The 15,373-nt window shown below is 66.6% G+C and carries 8 protein-coding genes; 2 read left to right on the forward strand and 6 right to left on the reverse strand.

Annotated features, from left to right (window positions below; all coding sequences use genetic code 11):
• Positions 1–230: 230 nt before the first annotated feature.
• Positions 231–3,746 (forward strand): methionine synthase, encoded by a 3,516-nt coding sequence (gene metH, locus GA0070614_RS27950; protein WP_172892520.1) that lies wholly within the window; start codon positions 231–233, stop codon positions 3,744–3,746.
• 57 nt (positions 3,747–3,803) lie between these two features.
• On the opposite strand, the gene GA0070614_RS27955 is transcribed toward metH, so the two are convergent.
• The 3 genes from GA0070614_RS27955 to GA0070614_RS30375 all read right to left on the reverse strand — a co-directional run bounded on the left by GA0070614_RS27955 (position 3,804) and on the right by GA0070614_RS30375 (position 7,503).
• Positions 3,804–4,364, reverse strand: a complete 561-nt coding sequence (locus tag GA0070614_RS27955) for a tyrosine-type recombinase/integrase (RefSeq protein ID WP_331715120.1) — start codon at positions 4,362–4,364, stop codon at positions 3,804–3,806.
• 19 nt (positions 4,365–4,383) lie between these two features.
• A complete protein-coding gene (locus GA0070614_RS27960) occupies positions 4,384–4,938 on the reverse strand; it encodes an HD domain-containing protein (protein ID WP_088978750.1) in 555 nt (184 codons plus the stop codon).
• A 96-nt stretch (positions 4,939–5,034) separates the two neighbouring features.
• Positions 5,035–7,503 (reverse strand): hypothetical protein, encoded by a 2,469-nt coding sequence (locus GA0070614_RS30375; protein ID WP_157745105.1) that lies wholly within the window; start codon positions 7,501–7,503, stop codon positions 5,035–5,037.
• A 557-nt stretch (positions 7,504–8,060) separates the two neighbouring features.
• Between GA0070614_RS30375 and GA0070614_RS31325 the strand changes: the two genes are divergently transcribed.
• Positions 8,061–8,921: a hypothetical protein gene (locus GA0070614_RS31325; protein ID WP_231933413.1), complete on the forward strand. Its 861-nt coding sequence runs from the start codon at positions 8,061–8,063 to the stop codon at positions 8,919–8,921.
• 1,225 nt (positions 8,922–10,146) lie between these two features.
• Here GA0070614_RS31325 and coaD read toward each other — a convergent pair.
• From coaD to GA0070614_RS27990, 3 genes are all read right to left on the reverse strand, one after another.
• The gene (coaD, locus tag GA0070614_RS27980; RefSeq protein ID WP_088978753.1) at positions 10,147–10,578 is read right to left on the reverse strand and encodes a pantetheine-phosphate adenylyltransferase; all 432 of its coding nucleotides are present in this window, start codon (positions 10,576–10,578) and stop codon (positions 10,147–10,149) included.
• Positions 10,579–10,760: 182 nt separating this feature from the next.
• Positions 10,761–15,017, reverse strand: a complete 4,257-nt coding sequence (locus tag GA0070614_RS27985; RefSeq protein ID WP_088978754.1) for an nSTAND1 domain-containing NTPase — start codon at positions 15,015–15,017, stop codon at positions 10,761–10,763.
• Positions 15,007–15,318, reverse strand: coding sequence for a CU044_2847 family protein (locus GA0070614_RS27990; protein WP_172892521.1), 312 nt, complete (start codon positions 15,316–15,318; stop codon positions 15,007–15,009). Before GA0070614_RS27990 ends, GA0070614_RS27985 begins: the two co-directional genes overlap by 11 nt.
• Between the last annotated feature and the right edge of the window lie 55 nt (positions 15,319–15,373).

A 15,373-nucleotide genomic window follows, 5' to 3' on the forward strand; every position in this document is an offset into this window, starting at 1 on the left:
CGCGTCTGACGCCGCGCCGCGACCTGGAGCTGTCGCACGGTCGCGTCGCTGATGTCCTTCACGTCCGCCAGCCTACGTGCCGACGCTGGACACGGCCCGTCGGCCGCGCCGGTCCGCCGATCGGCCGGCCGGGCGAACCAGTACGAATCGGAAGCGGTGCTCCGGCGGCAGCATGTGGGACCGCCAGCGGGTCGCAGCGGTCACCCGGATGATCGGATTAACCTGTGGGGGTGCGGACCTCGATGCTCGATGTGCTGGCCGACCGGATCCTCATCGCCGACGGCGCGATGGGGACGATGCTGCACGCCGCTGACCTGACCCTCGACGACTACGACGGCCTCGAAGGATGCAACGAGATCCTCAACGTCACCCGTCCCGACGTGGTGCGCGGGGTGCACGAGGCGTACCTGGCCGTCGGGGCGGACTGCGTCGAGACGAACACCTTCGGCGCCAACCTGGCCAACCTGGCCGAGTACGGCATCGAGGGGCGGATCCGGGAGCTGTCCGAGGCGGGCGCCCGGCTGGCCCGGGAGGCCGCCGACGCGTACGCCACGCCCGAGCAGCCCCGCTTCGTGCTCGGCTCGATCGGCCCGGGCACCAAGCTGCCCACCCTGGGCCACGCCGCGTACGCGACGCTGCGCGACGCGTACCAGGAGAACGCCGCCGGTCTGATCGCCGGCGGCGCGGACGCCCTGATCGTCGAAACCTGCCAGGATCTGCTCCAGGTCAAGGCCGCCGTGGTCGGGTCCAAGCGGGCGATGGCCGAGCTGGGCCAGCGGGTGCCGATCATCTGCCACGTCGCCGTCGAGACCACCGGCACCATGCTGCTGGGCAGCGAGATCGGCGCGGCGCTGACCGCCATCGAGCCGCTCGGGGTGGACCTGATCGGGCTCAACTGCTCCACCGGCCCGGCCGAGATGGGCGAGCACCTGCGCTACCTGTCGCAGAACTCCCGCATCCCGGTGTCGGTGATGCCGAACGCCGGCCTGCCCGTGCTGACCGCCGACGGGGCGTACTTCCCGCTCACCCCGGTCGAGATGGCCGACGCCCTGGAGCGCTTCGTCACCGAGTACGGCGTCTCGCTGGTGGGTGGCTGCTGCGGCAGCACCCCGGAGCACATCCGGGTGCTCGTCGAGCGGCTGCGCGGCGCGAGGCCGGTGGCCCGCGAGCCGCGGCCCGAGCCGGGCGTCTCCTCGATCTACCACCACGTGCCGTTCGCGCAGGACGCCAGCGTGCTGATGGTGGGGGAGCGGACCAACGCCAACGGCTCGAAGGCGTTCCGGGAGGCGATGCTCGCCGCCGACTGGCAGGCGTGCGTGGAGATCGCCCGCAGTCAGGCCCGCGACGGCTCGCACCTGCTCGATCTCTGCGTCGACTACGTCGGCCGGGACGGCACCACCGACATGCGCGAGCTGGCCGGCCGGTTCGCCACGGCGTCCACCCTGCCGATCATGCTGGACTCCACCGAGCCGGCCGTGGTCGAGGCCGGGCTGGAGATGCTCGGCGGCCGGTGCGTGGTCAACTCGGTCAACTTCGAGGACGGTGACGGCCCGGAGTCCCGCTACGCGCGGGTGATGCCGGTGGTCAAGGAGCACGGCGCGGCCGTGGTGGCGCTGCTCATCGACGAGGAGGGCCAGGCCCGCACCCGGGAGTGGAAGGTCCGTGTCGCCGCCCGGCTGATCGACGACCTGACCGGCCGGTGGGGGATGCGCCGCTCCGACATCCTCATCGACGCGCTGACCTTCCCCATCGCCACCGGGCAGGAGGAGACCCGCCGGGACGGCATCGAGACCATCGAGGCGATCCGGGAGATCGCCGCCCGGTACCCGGGGGTCAACTTCACCCTCGGCATCTCCAACGTCTCGTTCGGGCTCAACCCGGCCGCCCGGCAGGTGCTCAACTCGGTCTTCCTGCACGAGTGCGTGCAGGCGGGGCTCACCTCGGCGATCGTGCACGCCAGCAAGATCCTGCCGATGTCGAAGATCCCCGACGAGCAGCGCGAGATCGCGCTGGACCTGATCTACGACCGGCGCCGCGAGGGGTACGACCCGGTGCAGCGGTTCATCGAGGTCTTCGAGGGCGTCGACGCCGCCTCGGCGCGGGCCGGCCGGGCCGAGGAGTTGGCCGCGCTGCCGCTGGACGAGCGGCTGAAGCGGCGGATCATCGACGGCGAGCGCAACGGCCTGGAGGCCGACCTGGACACCGCGATGGCCGAGGGCCGTACGCCGCTGTCCATCATCAACGACATCCTGCTCGACGGGATGAAGGTCGTCGGTGAGCTGTTCGGCTCCGGGCAGATGCAGCTGCCGTTCGTGCTCCAGTCCGCCGAGGTGATGAAGACCGCGGTGGCGTACCTGGAACCGCACATGGACAAGGCCGACGACGGCGGCAAGGGCCGCATCGTGCTCGCCACGGTCAAGGGCGACGTGCACGACATCGGCAAGAACCTGGTCGACATCATCCTGTCCAACAACGGCTACGAGGTCGTCAACATCGGCATCAAGCAGCCGATCAACGCGATCCTCGACGCCGCCGAGGAGCACCGGGCCGACGCGATCGGCATGTCCGGGCTGCTGGTCAAGAGCACCGTGATCATGAAGGAGAACCTCGCCGAGATGGCCTCGCGCGGGGTCGCCGAGCGCTGGCCCGTGCTGCTCGGCGGGGCGGCGCTGACCCGCGCGTACGTCGAGGACGACCTGCGCAGCATGTTCCCCGGCCAGGTGCACTACGCCCGGGACGCCTTCGAGGGGCTGTCCCTGATGGACCGGGTGATGACCGCCAAGCGGGGCGGCGCGCCGGTGGTCGACCCCGAGCGGGAGGCGGCCCTGGCCGCGCGGCGGGCCCGCCGGGAGCGGCAGAAGGCGATGGTCAGCGAGGCGCTGCCCGAGCTGGACGACGCCTCGGTCCGCTCCGACGTGGCCACCGACGTGGAGGTGCCCACCCCGCCGTTCTTCGGCACCCGGGTGGTCAAGGGTGTGCCGCTGGCCGACTACTCGGCGCTGCTCGACGAGCGGGCCACCTTCCTCGGGCAGTGGGGGCTGCGGGGTTCGCGCGGCGGCCAGGGCCCGTCGTACGAGGAGCTGGTGGAGACCGAGGGTCGCCCCCGGCTGCGGTACTGGCTGGACCGGCTGATCGCCGACCAGGTCCTGGAGGCGGCCGTCGTCTACGGCTACTTCCCCGCGTACGCCGAGGGCAACGACCTGGTGGTGTTGGACGAGAACGCCAGCACCGAGCGGGCCCGGTTCTCCTTCCCCCGGCAGCGGCAGGAGCGCCGGCTCTGCCTGGCCGACTTCTTCCGGCCCAAGGGCGACCAGCTCGACGTGGTGGCGTTGCAGCTGGTCACCGTCGGGCAGCCGATCAGCGAGTACACCGCGAAGATGTTCGCCGCCAACGAGTACCGCGACTACCTGGAGGTGCACGGCCTGTCCGTGCAGCTCACCGAGGCGCTCGCCGAGTACTGGCACCGGCGCATCCGTAGCGAGCTGACCCTGCCCGGCGGTCGTACGGTCGCCAGCGACGACCCGGCGGACCTGGCCGGCCTGCTGCGTAACGACTACCGGGGCTGCCGGTACGCGTTCGGCTACCCGGCCTGCCCGGAGCTGGAGGACCGGGCGAAGATCGTGGAGCTGCTGGGCGCCGAGCGGATCGGGGTGCAGCTGTCGGAGGAGTTCCAGCTGGTGCCGGAGCAGGCCACCGACGCGATCGTGGTGCACCACCCGGAGGCGAACTACTTCAACGCCAAGTGATCGCGGCACCCGCTCTGACCTGCGGCGGAGCGCCCGGAACGGTCCTGATTTCCATGATCATGCCGTTTCCAGGCCGTCGGGGGTCTGCGGGTCGTCGGCGAAGGCGTGGTCGATCGCGCGGCGGGTGCGGTCCTCGCTGGCCGGTAGCAGGTGGGTGTAGATCCGGAGGGTGAAGCCGGGGTCGGAGTGCCCCAGGTACGCCGACAGGGCTTTGACGCTTTCGCCGGCGTCCAGCAGGACCGAGGCGTAGGTGTGCCGGAGCACGTGCATGCCGTTGTGCCGGTTGTCGGGGACGCCGGTCGCGCGGATGGCGCGCTTCCAGACGCCCGAGTTGAAGGCCGTCCGGCTCAGCGCCGTTCCGGCCGGGGTGGTGAGGTAGAGCGGCACGGTCCGCGGCTCGCCGGTCGAGGTGCCCCACGGAAGGGTGATGTCGACCGGCGGGTACCGCTTGGCGTGCTCGGCGAGCCTGCGCGACACCGACTCAGGCAACGGAACATCCCGGACCTTGCCGCCCTTGGGTGGCGCGAAGATCAGGCGCCCCCGGACGAGCTTGACCTGACGGGTGACGTGCAGGACGGGCCGGGCCGGGTCGACGTCGTCCGGGCTGACGCCACGGATTCGAGCACCGAGGGGATCCCTACATCGGTTGAGCGGCCATGCGAATCTCCGTCCGTCGCACGGCTTCCAGGAGTGGTGCCTCGGCCTTTCGCCAGAACCGCGTCACCAGATCCTCGGGCCCGTACCGCTCCCGAATTTCGGCTAGCCGTTCTGTGACTGTCAGGTCTTGGCCATCTGGACCAGTGGTCATATCCGCGAACCAGAGTGCATCAGAGGTCGGAGATTGCTCCTGCGGGAACTCCGCAGCGAGGAAATCGCCAAGACCGCGTTCGGCAGCCTCATATGAAGCGCAAGAGTGGTGGGCAACGAGCGCGGCTAGTCGGAGACTGAACCCGTGGCGCAGCATCCACCGCGCGCCGTCCAGAGAGTGAAAACCCGTTTCCACAATGCCGGGCGCGTAACCGATGTCATGGAGCCATGCGGTGGACAGGAGTGCCTCGGCATCGACAGCTGCCAGGCCGCCCAGCATCCGTGCCTTAGCCGCGACTGCTTGCACATGGCGCCAGCGTCGTGGCAGAGCAGCGGCAAGGTGCCGCTCTGCTACCTCCGCTGCATGATCGACCGTACTCACCATGACCGAGAGCCTAGGCTCGACGCGTCTATCCCGCCAGATCGCGGCGGTTAGGCATCGTGTGCGACCGTCAGCAGGACCTGGCAGCAGCAGTGGGGCCTACCTCCGGCGCCTCCGCTTCTTTCCAGGGTTCAGCCGGCGGGTGGGGCGACGTGCGGACGGTGGAGGGTTCCGGTCCATCTCCTGCACCGGTACGAGGCCCATCTCCAACCCGAGTTGATCGAGTTCCTCGTTAGGTTCCCAGGGATCGTTGTTGTAACCAGACCATGCAATATCGCCATCCTCGTTGAGGAGAACGGCTAGGGCTCGGTCGGCCCTTAGTTGGTGCTTCTTCGCAGCGGCGTAAATTTCCAGCCGCCCTCTTGCGCCCAGATTGCCGAATGGCTGGGTGCCGACGAAGAAGGCCGAATAGCCCCAAGGTGTCACAAGCGCCTCCGCCAAACTGTGGAAGCTTTTGTCCAGCCTCGTTAGTTCAATTATGCGTGTGATCTTGTTGGCGAGCTCTACCTGACCTGCCTCCGAGAGGTTGAAGAGGTCCGCGCCCACCCTGAGCCAACCTGATGCGTTTTCCGTTCGCAGCTTGTCGACAATCGACTGAAGGAGAGGATGCTCACGCCGCTGGGGCTTCGATGCAGGCGTCTGCGTTATTCCGTCTTCGTGGTACATCCAAGCATCGAGAGTATCTGTTAGTGTCCCGATGGTGGTGAAAGACTCTCTTTTGAACCGAGCGCGAGAGGCCCCTGTCGGCTTCGCCCCGGTCGGATAGCGACGGTACAGCTCGTCGGGGTCGGGATCGAAGTACAGTCCTCCTTGCACGAACCACATCAGCACATCCAGCTCGTCTACCGCTTCGAACATTCTTGCGGCCTGCGGTTCGGTGCGGCGGCGAAGGTATAGCAGGAACGACTCGGGGGTCTCAAGCAGTTTGGTGGCAATTTCGAGGTCGTGAAGCGATATGATCCACGGCAAAGTTGTTCCGCCGATCATATTTGCTCGCACAAGGGTGTCGGCTGCGATCGCTAGTGGACCGAAATCGTCGAGGCATGCAACTACTGTCCGAACTTCCCGAACTCCGGCCAGATCCAGCCACTTGCCGCTCTCCTGCCAGAGTCCGCCGTGCGTCAATATCAGTTGTTCGAGGCGCTGAGCTTGGGTAGTCGCCTCGCCAATGGTTTTGCGCAGGTCCTGGGCTACGCGCTGAACGTTTCCAGAGCGTGCCTTGTCGGTGATAGACCCAGCTTTGACTTCCATGCAAATTGCAACGTCATCGACTATGAAAAGAGAGTCTCCTTCCACGACACGGGCCAGCTGTTTCGGGTTACTTGCGTTGCGGCTCAGGTCGTAACCCGGATCGTCCTTCGGAGGTGCCAGATACTTCAAGCCCGTGTGCTGTGGCGAAGGTACGCCGAGGGCCTTGGCCATGAGCTCGGCAGCCTTCTTCTCCGCAAAACTGTCCCGCTGCTTGCTGTACCGATCCCAAGCCTTGCTGTCGCCGAGAGACTTGACACGCAAGTCGATAACGCGGCGAATCTGGTCATCCGGGATGCCGCTCTGCAGCAGCAGATAGTTACCACGACCATCGTGGACTAGGTCTTTCCCTGCTAAAGGGTTCTTGCCGTTGCAGAAAGACTCAACCAGCGCAATCGGATTTGCTAACGGCATGGAGATGCTAAAGGTGTCTAACACTGCGCTAACAGTCGCAGGTTCGAGGCCGGAGCTAGCTGCAATTTCGGCAGCAGTGAAAGCTGACGCGGGCCCCGGATGGACGAATAGCCTGTCGAAGGATTCTTGTGCCGCTTCTAATTGGCCGGCGTGGGGCTCGAATCCCTCGGACGTCCGCTTAGCAGTGCGGCCAAGCGCGTCAAGGTCAACGATTTTGGCCTGCTGATATCCCAGGGTTATCGCCTCGGAAACCCGCAGTACGTCTTCGTAGGTGAAGCCCAGCTTAGCTGCGAGGAGCTTGTCGTTGCCGGGCGGACCCAGTACCCCTTCATTCAGCCCGCGGCCCACCGAAAGATAGTGCTTGTTCCTGATCATGATCTCGGCAAGCCTTAGCTGGGCTGCAAGCGGAGTAAGAGCGGTATCGGCAGGGGATCCTTCGATTGTGAAACTCAGCACTCCAGCTAGGTCAACAAGCGTGCGCGCGTGGGTGCAAAGTTCCTCGATTACTGTATTCGCGTACGGAACATCGGTTTGCGGCAGCGCCTCCACCACACGTGCGCCCATCCCCACCGCGACAAGCGCGACGATGTCGACCACAGCTGCCAACCCTTCCGATTGGCTCTCCCGATACCCTTCTAGGGTGAAGGGAACTTCGTGCTGCCGCGTCAGCTCGATGATGTCAAATACGTCCTGCCCTTGAAAGAGCCTCTCCATCTCTGCTACATGGTGCCTAATGATGTGCGGCGCCTGGTGGCGAACATCGTTCCAGCTCTCCGCGGGCTCCAGCTTGCCTGCCAGCCTGGAGACTTGTTCGATCAGCCTGCTGACTCCTTCGTCGCCGTCCGTAAGGAGGCGACGTTGCTGACGAGGGGCAGCGGGTTTGCTCTTCGCCACCTTCTTACCCACGGAGTGGGCTCCCTTCTCGGGGCCGTCGGATGTCTCATCTGGCTCGTCCGACACTAGTCCTGTCGTGTCCTGTGAGGAATTTCTGTACGGGATCAAGGCGGCCCGCGTCGCGGGCCGCTCGCGCCGCCGAACCTGGGCCGGGCCGATGGCCCGCCGCCGCGCCTCTGGCCTTCGGCCGCCAGCGCGTCGGTCTTAGCCCGCCGGCGGCGCGACATACGACGGAGCCCCGGGCCGCCATGGGTACTGGCAGATCCGGGGCTTCGGTGTTGACAAGAGCAGTGCCTCCGGCGGGGTCCTCGGGCACTCCGGGATGGTGACGCCATCCCGACAACCTTCGTTCGGGCAGAGCCGAGTGGGTGGGGCCTGCCTGGTCAAGGTCGTTCAGACGGCAGTGTGCTCCACCTTGACCAGGCAGGCCCCACCCACTCCACAGTGTGCGGACGAAGGCCGACGGGATGGCGGGATGACGTCCGACGAGCCGGAGGGACTGTCGGGGGCGGTGCGGACGACGGGGCAGCGCCACATGAGGCGCCCCACGAGTACGTACGATGTGGAGCGTGAAGGAGCAGCCGGAGGCAATCTCAACTCATGCAGTAGCGAAAATGCCGTCGGCTCGGTTGAGTTTGGCGGACCTCGAATTTATCGCGAGTTCCATGGGGGAAGTGCGACGAGTAGCGCTAACCTGGTCCAGTCGCGAAATGTATACGGTGACGGCTTCGAATTTCTCCGGACAAAGCCCTTCGGTCAAGGTCGTCCGCACCTTCAAGGCGAACTCCGTTGCCGAATTTGCGACGCAAGCACCGCGAGGAAGGATCTATATTCTGGAGGCTCGCTTCGAGTCGCCCGGCGGTGCGGCGGTCCTCACCTTGGGTAAGGATCGCGACCTTAGTCGTGATCTGGTGCTGAGTTTCGAGGGGGCCGAAGAGGGCGTACCCTCTTGGTTTGACGACATCGTCAGAGGGATGATTTCTGCGAAGTTGTTCAACGCTGGCCAGCGCGAGATATACCTGCTGGGTTTGGCTTGGGCGCCTGTCTTCTTGCCTCCCATCGCAGTACCGTGGGCGATCGCTACCGGGCGCTTGTCAAGTATGGGAATAAGCGCAGTGCTTTGGTTTGGAGGGTTCGCCTGGCTCGCATACGCGGTGTTCGCTCCAACGATTGCGCGGTTTATCCGCGCCAGCAGTTTACGAGTGACCCCTCTCTTCGCCGCTGTCCCGTGGCCGCAGCCAGCTAATGTCACCTCTCCTTTCCGGCTTATTCCGCTTCGCCTCAGAGAGTTTCGGACGGAAGTAAAGATTGCGTTCAAAAGCGGCTGGTTGGCGTTCAGGCAAAGCGACCATCAATTCAATGCAGTCTTGGTTTCCCTTGTAGCATTGGTAGTTGCGTTAGTGTCCCTGATCGTTGACGTTTCCAAGTAGGCTGCCCTGCCCGCTACCAGGGGACCGGCCGCACGAACGAGAACCCCGATGGGGGTCATCAGGGTTCCGTGCCGGCCGCGCGCTGCACTGGGGTGAGGGGCAGACCGCCGCAAGCGCTCGCTGCTCTGGATTGGTGCCGGCGGTATGGCTACCGTGGCTTCCGTGATGAGGGAGACCGAGTCGGAGGTGCGACGTCTTCGGGACCAGGCGCTGACGAGCGTGGGTCGTTCATCTGCCCGGACCCCGATCCGTTCCGCCCTGTACCACTTGACGCGCGGGCGGATTGACAAGCGCCCACGCTACACCGTAGGCCAGCTTCCGAGGCTCGGGACGCCCTGGCAGGACACCGTCTCCGGTCGGTACTTCGGATGGCGATGTAGAGAGGCGCACCTGGGGGACCGGTTTGCCTTCGCAGTCGAGTATGTCGTGTGCCCGTACTGCCGGATGGCATGGGTGGACAAGCCGTATACGGCTGAGGAGTACCAGCGGAACGGCCTTGCTTCAGCCGCCTTGAGGGCGCTTCGAGAGGAGAACCCTGGGCTGACGTGGTTCACGGGCAGCGGGCACATGAGAGACGCAAGAGCCTTCTGGGCGGCTGTGGGCTTGGGGGTTGCTGGCGGGTACGAGCAGCGAGAGTTGTGCGAGCACATCGACCGGCATGGGGGCTTGAAACCGCGTTGGTTGCTCAGGCGGCAGCTGCGAATCGGTGCCGAATGATCGCCGACTCCATGGCTGATTGGGGAAGCGGCTACAAGCCGGGCGGCCCGGAGAGCACCATCAAGATCATGCCGTCCGTGGGCCGTCTGAGGTGAACCAAAGGCCACCAAAGATGACAAGCGTCGGCAGAGCCCGGCGCAGGTCAGACGCTGTTCCGTCCGATTGAGGTTGGTACGCCGGCAGCCTTCCACATTGCAACGCCAAGTGACGCCGTAGCACCTCCGGCCTGCGCGAACACCATCCGGGCGCCTGCCCGGCCGGTTCAGGCAGTAGTGAGGAGCATTCGGTCGTGGCCGAGGGCCGTGTCGATCACGCGGCCTTCGGTCCTCGCTCCGCGTCACCGGACATCGGGTTGCCTGGTCGCCACGCCTGCGGAAGCCGCAGCCGGCGCCAGCACGGCGGTGACCCGGTCCCGGTCGGGCGCCGGCGCGGAGGCGGGCGCGTAGGTCGTTCGGCCAGGGGATCACCTTCGACGCTCGGTGCTGTCGTCCTGGCCGCACGGAAGGAGTCACCCTCGCCCGAGCAGACGGACCGCAGTCGAGGAGATCGGGGCCAGGTGTGGCCTGGCCGGCAGAAGCACGGTCGTTGTCCCCAGGCTCTCGTTCATGCCTGCCAGTTCGTATTCGTACTGGATGTCCGCGACGCTGCGTACGCCTCGCACGATGACCCGCACGTCGTTCTCGGCGCAGTAGGTGGCGGTGAGTCCTTCCCAGGGCGTCACGTCGACGTCGTCCCAGTCATTCGGGAGCGCTTCGCGGATCGCCGCCGCTCTGGCCGCCGGTGCCATGGCGGGCGTCTTGGCTCGGTTGCTGGCGACGAGCACAGTGACGTGCCCGAACAGCCGGCGTGCCCGATCGATGATGTCGAGGTGACCGGGCGTGAGCGGGTCGAAGGTGCCGGGATAGACCGCTCGGCCGCCGAGCGCGGACCGGGTTGTCACGCGTCGAAGCCTAGAGGATCAACGGGAAGCGGGAACTGCGGCTCGCCGCGCTGGCCGGGGCCGGGCAGGCCTTCGGTGCCCAGGTGGCGGACCGATCATCTGCGGGTGACCGGACCGATCAGGCCGCCACCACCGCCTGCTCGGGCGGCTGGTGGGCAGGCAGGGATGCCGCGCACCACAACTCAGCATCGTGGGGCCTGGTCCGGATCATTGCCGGTGGCTTTCCACGCCTCGGCAACCGTCTGCGTGCCACGCAACGCGGAGCAGGCGTCGGACACCACCCGATCGGGGTCGGGATCCACAATGTTGATCTGCGAATGCACCCCGGCCATGGCGATCAGTCCGGTACCGGGTTGCACGGCAAGACCGTCCAGCGAGGTGGGTGTGCGCACCGTCGCCAAGATTTTTTGTGTCGATACGTCCCACAGTCGCAGCGACATGTCATAGTCGCTGACCGAGGCGAGCGTGTCGCCGTCCGGCAGGAAACCCACTCCCCTGATGGTGCCACCATGCCCGCTCAACGCACCGCCGAGCTCTTTTCTGCTGGCGACATCCCACAGTCGCAGGGTTCGGTCGCTGCCCCCGCTCGCGAGGATTGTGCCGTCCTGGTTGAACGCCACCGCGGTGGCAAGTCCATGGCGGCCGTCCAGGGTGTCAACCAAATCACCGGTACGCGGATCGCGAAGCTCGATCGTCCCGTTGCTCAACGGGACGGCGATCAAACTCCCATCCGGGGAGAACGCGATCTGGCCTCCTGGATATGGGTCGCGCGTCACGTCCTCGGGTTCATAGGTTACCCGAACCGGCGGAGAGTCCGGATTGGAGAGGTCCCAACGCATCAGCCGAAAACGTATAACTTTGGCGTCGCCCGAGTCTATCGCCTCCCGAGACGGGCCACCGTGCGCAACCACAGCCCTGCTGTCCGGACTGTACCGGACCGAGTAGGGCACCATGCCATCTCCGATGGCTCCGGGCCTGCCCGCTTGCCCGGTCGCGATGTTCCACAGACGCACAGTTCCGTCGGCGCCTGCCGTCGCCAGTTCGCCACTGTCCGGCCTGAAAGAAAGAGAATTGACCACCCCGGTGGCCAATTCACGAACCACGGACCGTGTGGTCATGTCCCACAGCGTCACCACGTTGCCTCTCGGGAAGGCCAGCAGACGCCGGTCCGGACTGAACGCCACGACAGTGGGTGCGTGGGACTGGTCGAGAACATTTGTCTGCGCTCGCCACAGGATCGCCGAGCGGTCGAGGCTGCCGCTGAGCACGGCATGGCCGTCCCGGCTGAATCCGACTGACGTGACGCCTTCGGTGTGTCCGACGAAGGAGCGGACGGTGGCACCGTCGACAACCCGCCACCACTGGACGCTCTTGCTCCTGCTCAGACCGGCGATCACGTGTCGCCCGTCGGGGCTGAACTCCGCCTCCTTGATGAACTCGTTTCCGCCGGGTGGGCGCAGTATCGGAACGCCCGCAGCTCGGCCGTTGCGCACGTCCCACAACCGCACCGTCCCGTCGGCGCTGCCACTGGCCAGCAGCCGGCCATTCGGACTGAAATCCGTGCTCATGACGTATTTCTCGTGGCCGGCCAGAATCGCCACCCGGCGTCCCGTGGCGGTCTGCCAGACCTGCACGCTGTTGTTTCCGCCACCTGCCGCGAGCAGCGAGCCATCCGGGCTCAACGCGACTCCGAACGCTGCGCCGCCCTTGTCGTACGAGCGCACCCGCCGTCCGCTCGTCACCTCCCACAACACAATGGTGGGCTCGTTCCTGGATGCGGTGGCGAGGGAGGTCCCGTCCTGGCTGAATGCCATACTGACGGCGTCACCGGGCAAGCTGCGAATGAGTTTGCGCGTGCGTACGTCCCACAGCCGCAGCCGGTGCTCGGCGCGTTCAGTGGAATGGGCGGTGCCGAGTATGTTTCCGTCCGGGCTGAACTCGACGATCGGCAGCCCGCCATCCGTGCCGGTCAACGTGGCTACCTGACGATGGCTCTCGGTGTCCCACAGCGTAACTGAGCCGTCGGTGGCCGCCAGCGCGGCGAGCGTGCCGTCGGGACTGAGAGCCGTATCGAACAGCCGGGCCTCGACGGGGCCGAGCACGCCCCGGTAGGGAATGCTCTGCGCACTCAGGATGGCACCGCGCGACTCCTCGGTCGGCGCGGCCTGCCAGGCTGCTATCGCCAGCAACAGTGACCGGTGTGGATCGGCGTCGCGTGCGGTCAGCGACTCCGACGAGTAGAGCCGCGACACGGCGACGGCACGCTGCTGCTCGGCCCGGTGTCTCTGCCCGTCCGCTACCCGCTGCTGCCACACCGCGAGCCCGCCCGCCACCACGGCGGCAACGAGCAGAAACGCGAGCGCCACCACCCCGCGACGCAGTCGCCGGTTGTTGCGCCGGACGGTCTCGTGCGCCGATTCCTCCGCAGCCTCGCTTGCCGCGACGAACTCGCGTTCCGCGTCGGTGAGGTTGGCCACGCGGTCGTTCCGCTCGTCCAACCACGCCCGGAGGACGGCCAGCCGAGCGCCCTGATACAGGCTGCCGTCATCCCGATCCAGGTTGAGCCAGTCGTTCGTCGCATCGGTGAGCCTGCGGTGTACGACGAGGCCGGTCCGGTCCTCGCTCAGCCAGGAGGTCAACCGTGGCCACGCACGCAACAGTGCTTCGTGGGCGATCTCGACGGTGTCCTTGTCCACGGCCACCAGCCGGGTGGCGACCAACCGGTTCAGCACGGTCACCGAGTCGTCGTCACCACCGGTCAGTTCCGACTTCGGTACCCTGCGGCGAGTGTCATCGACACCGTCGCCGACCGCCACCATCGCCAGCAACAACCGCCGTACGATGTGTTGCTCCGGCTCGGACATCGAGGTGAACAGCTTCTCCGCCGCCTCGCTGATCGCGCCCCGAACGCCACCGGACTCCTGGTAACTGGCCAGGGCCATGGTGTTGCCTCGCCGCTTGTTCCAGGTAGCCGCCAACGCATACGCAAGCAGCGGCAGGGTGCCCGGTTGATGCCCGGCGGCGTCGACGACGTCCTCCAGCACCCGATCGACCAAGCCCCGCTCAACGTCGAGACCGACGACGGCTGCGGGTCCTTCCACGACGCTCCGCAGTTCGGAGATTCTCATCGGGCCGACCAGATACTGGTTGTCCTGCAGGATCTCGGCCAGGCCCGGTTCCTCGGCGCAGGAGGAGAAGAAATCTGTCCGCAGGCTGGCGAGCACCAGCGCGCTCGGGGTGGTCTCGTCGCCGGCGACGCTGACGGCTGCCGCACGGAGGGCCGCGATGAACGCTGCCCGTTCGGCGGCGTCCCTGCAGAGCGTGAAGATCTCTTCGAACTGGTCGACGATCAACACCACCGGCCCGGCAACGTCGAGTCCCTTCCTACCTGCGTCCGCGAGCGCCGCCTGGCGGGCAAGCGCTGCGAACCGAACCGGATCGTCCCGTACCTCGTCCACCGAGGTCCCGACCGAACTGCCCGCCAGAACCGCCAGGTGGCTGACCAACTCGGTCAGCGGCCTCGAGCCGGGTGTCAGCCGGACCTGCGGCCAGTCGGCGGAACCGGGAATCGGGAGGTCACCACGCGCCAACGCGGGCACGAGACCGGCCCGCAACAAGGACGACTTGCCGGAGCCGGATACGCCTACCACCAGCAACGGCAATCCGCGATCCTTGGCCGCGACCAGTCGGTCGACCAGTTTCGCGGTCAGCTCCTCGCGGCCGAAGAACCACTCGGCCTGGCCCGCGGCGAACGCGGACAAGCCTGGATAAGGGCAAATGCCTGGTACGGGCGGTTCGACGTACTCGGCCTTCTCCCACGCCCGCAGCTCGACACCGACGTCGCGCAGCAGGGGTGCCAGGTCCTCTGTTCGCGCGACCCACACCGTGTCCCGGCCCCAGCTGTCGTTGGTGTTGTACCTGGCCGACACGACACCCACGACCGTGCCGTCGGCACCCCGCACCGGGGCACCCGACATTCCCCGCATCACCGCGCTCGCCGTCAACCGACCCAGCCGCACCCCATCCCGGGTCGTACCACCCGCCCAGTGCCCTGGCGCGTCCAGGAAGCGATACTCCTGGAAGTCCGGCAGATCCACCGAACCTGTGACCACCACCTCGGCCCTGAGCCCGACGCCATCCGTGGCCGCCACGCCCGGCACGACCGCGGGAAGGCTGCTCTCTGCGCGCAACACCGCGAGGTCGTGCACCCGGTCAACGTTGATGATCCGCGCGGGGAAACCGCCCCCACCGGCCAACGGATCGACCCGCACCACACCGTCGATGTCTCCTGCGTGTGCGGTGCCCGCGTCAACGTTCCGCAGCACGTGCCACGCCGTCACGAACACGCCAGGCGCCACCTGAAAACATGTGCCTTCGGGGCGGCCCGCCGCATCGAGAACCCGGCCGAGAAACCCCGGAACCCGTTCGTCAGGCGCCATCAGGGAAGTGCCCCGCCGCAGCGCGGTAGGTCAGTGCCACCTCGATGGTCGCCTCGCTCGACACACCCGCGACGATCACGGTGCCCTTCGCCGAGAACTTCAACCCGAACTTGACCTGAACTTCGTCGGGCCGCAGCGACTGCTTGCCCAGTTGCGCAATGGTGCCCACGGTCGACGCCGCCACCGCGACAATCGCCTCCTGGGCGCGATCGAACGCGTCCGTCACCGTGTCGCGTACCATCTCCCCGCGCCCGGTCTCCTCTGAGCCGACCGGGCGGGCCACCTCGACCTCAAGGCCCACACCCGCCACGGAGACGGGAAGTACCACCGAACGACCAGTCAACAATGCCTCCCCA

Source organism: Micromonospora coxensis (genome assembly GCF_900090295.1).
Taxonomy (GTDB): domain Bacteria; phylum Actinomycetota; class Actinomycetes; order Mycobacteriales; family Micromonosporaceae; genus Micromonospora; species Micromonospora coxensis.

Excerpts from the sequence above, each read along its gene's own strand:
- GA0070614_RS27960 (WP_088978750.1), bottom strand. The coding sequence starts at position 4,938 with ATGGTGAGTACGGTCGATCATGCAGCGGAGGTAGCAGAGCGGCACCTT.
- GA0070614_RS27985 (WP_088978754.1), bottom strand. The coding sequence starts at position 15,017 with ATGGCGCCTGACGAACGGGTTCCGGGGTTTCTCGGCCGGGTTCTCGAT.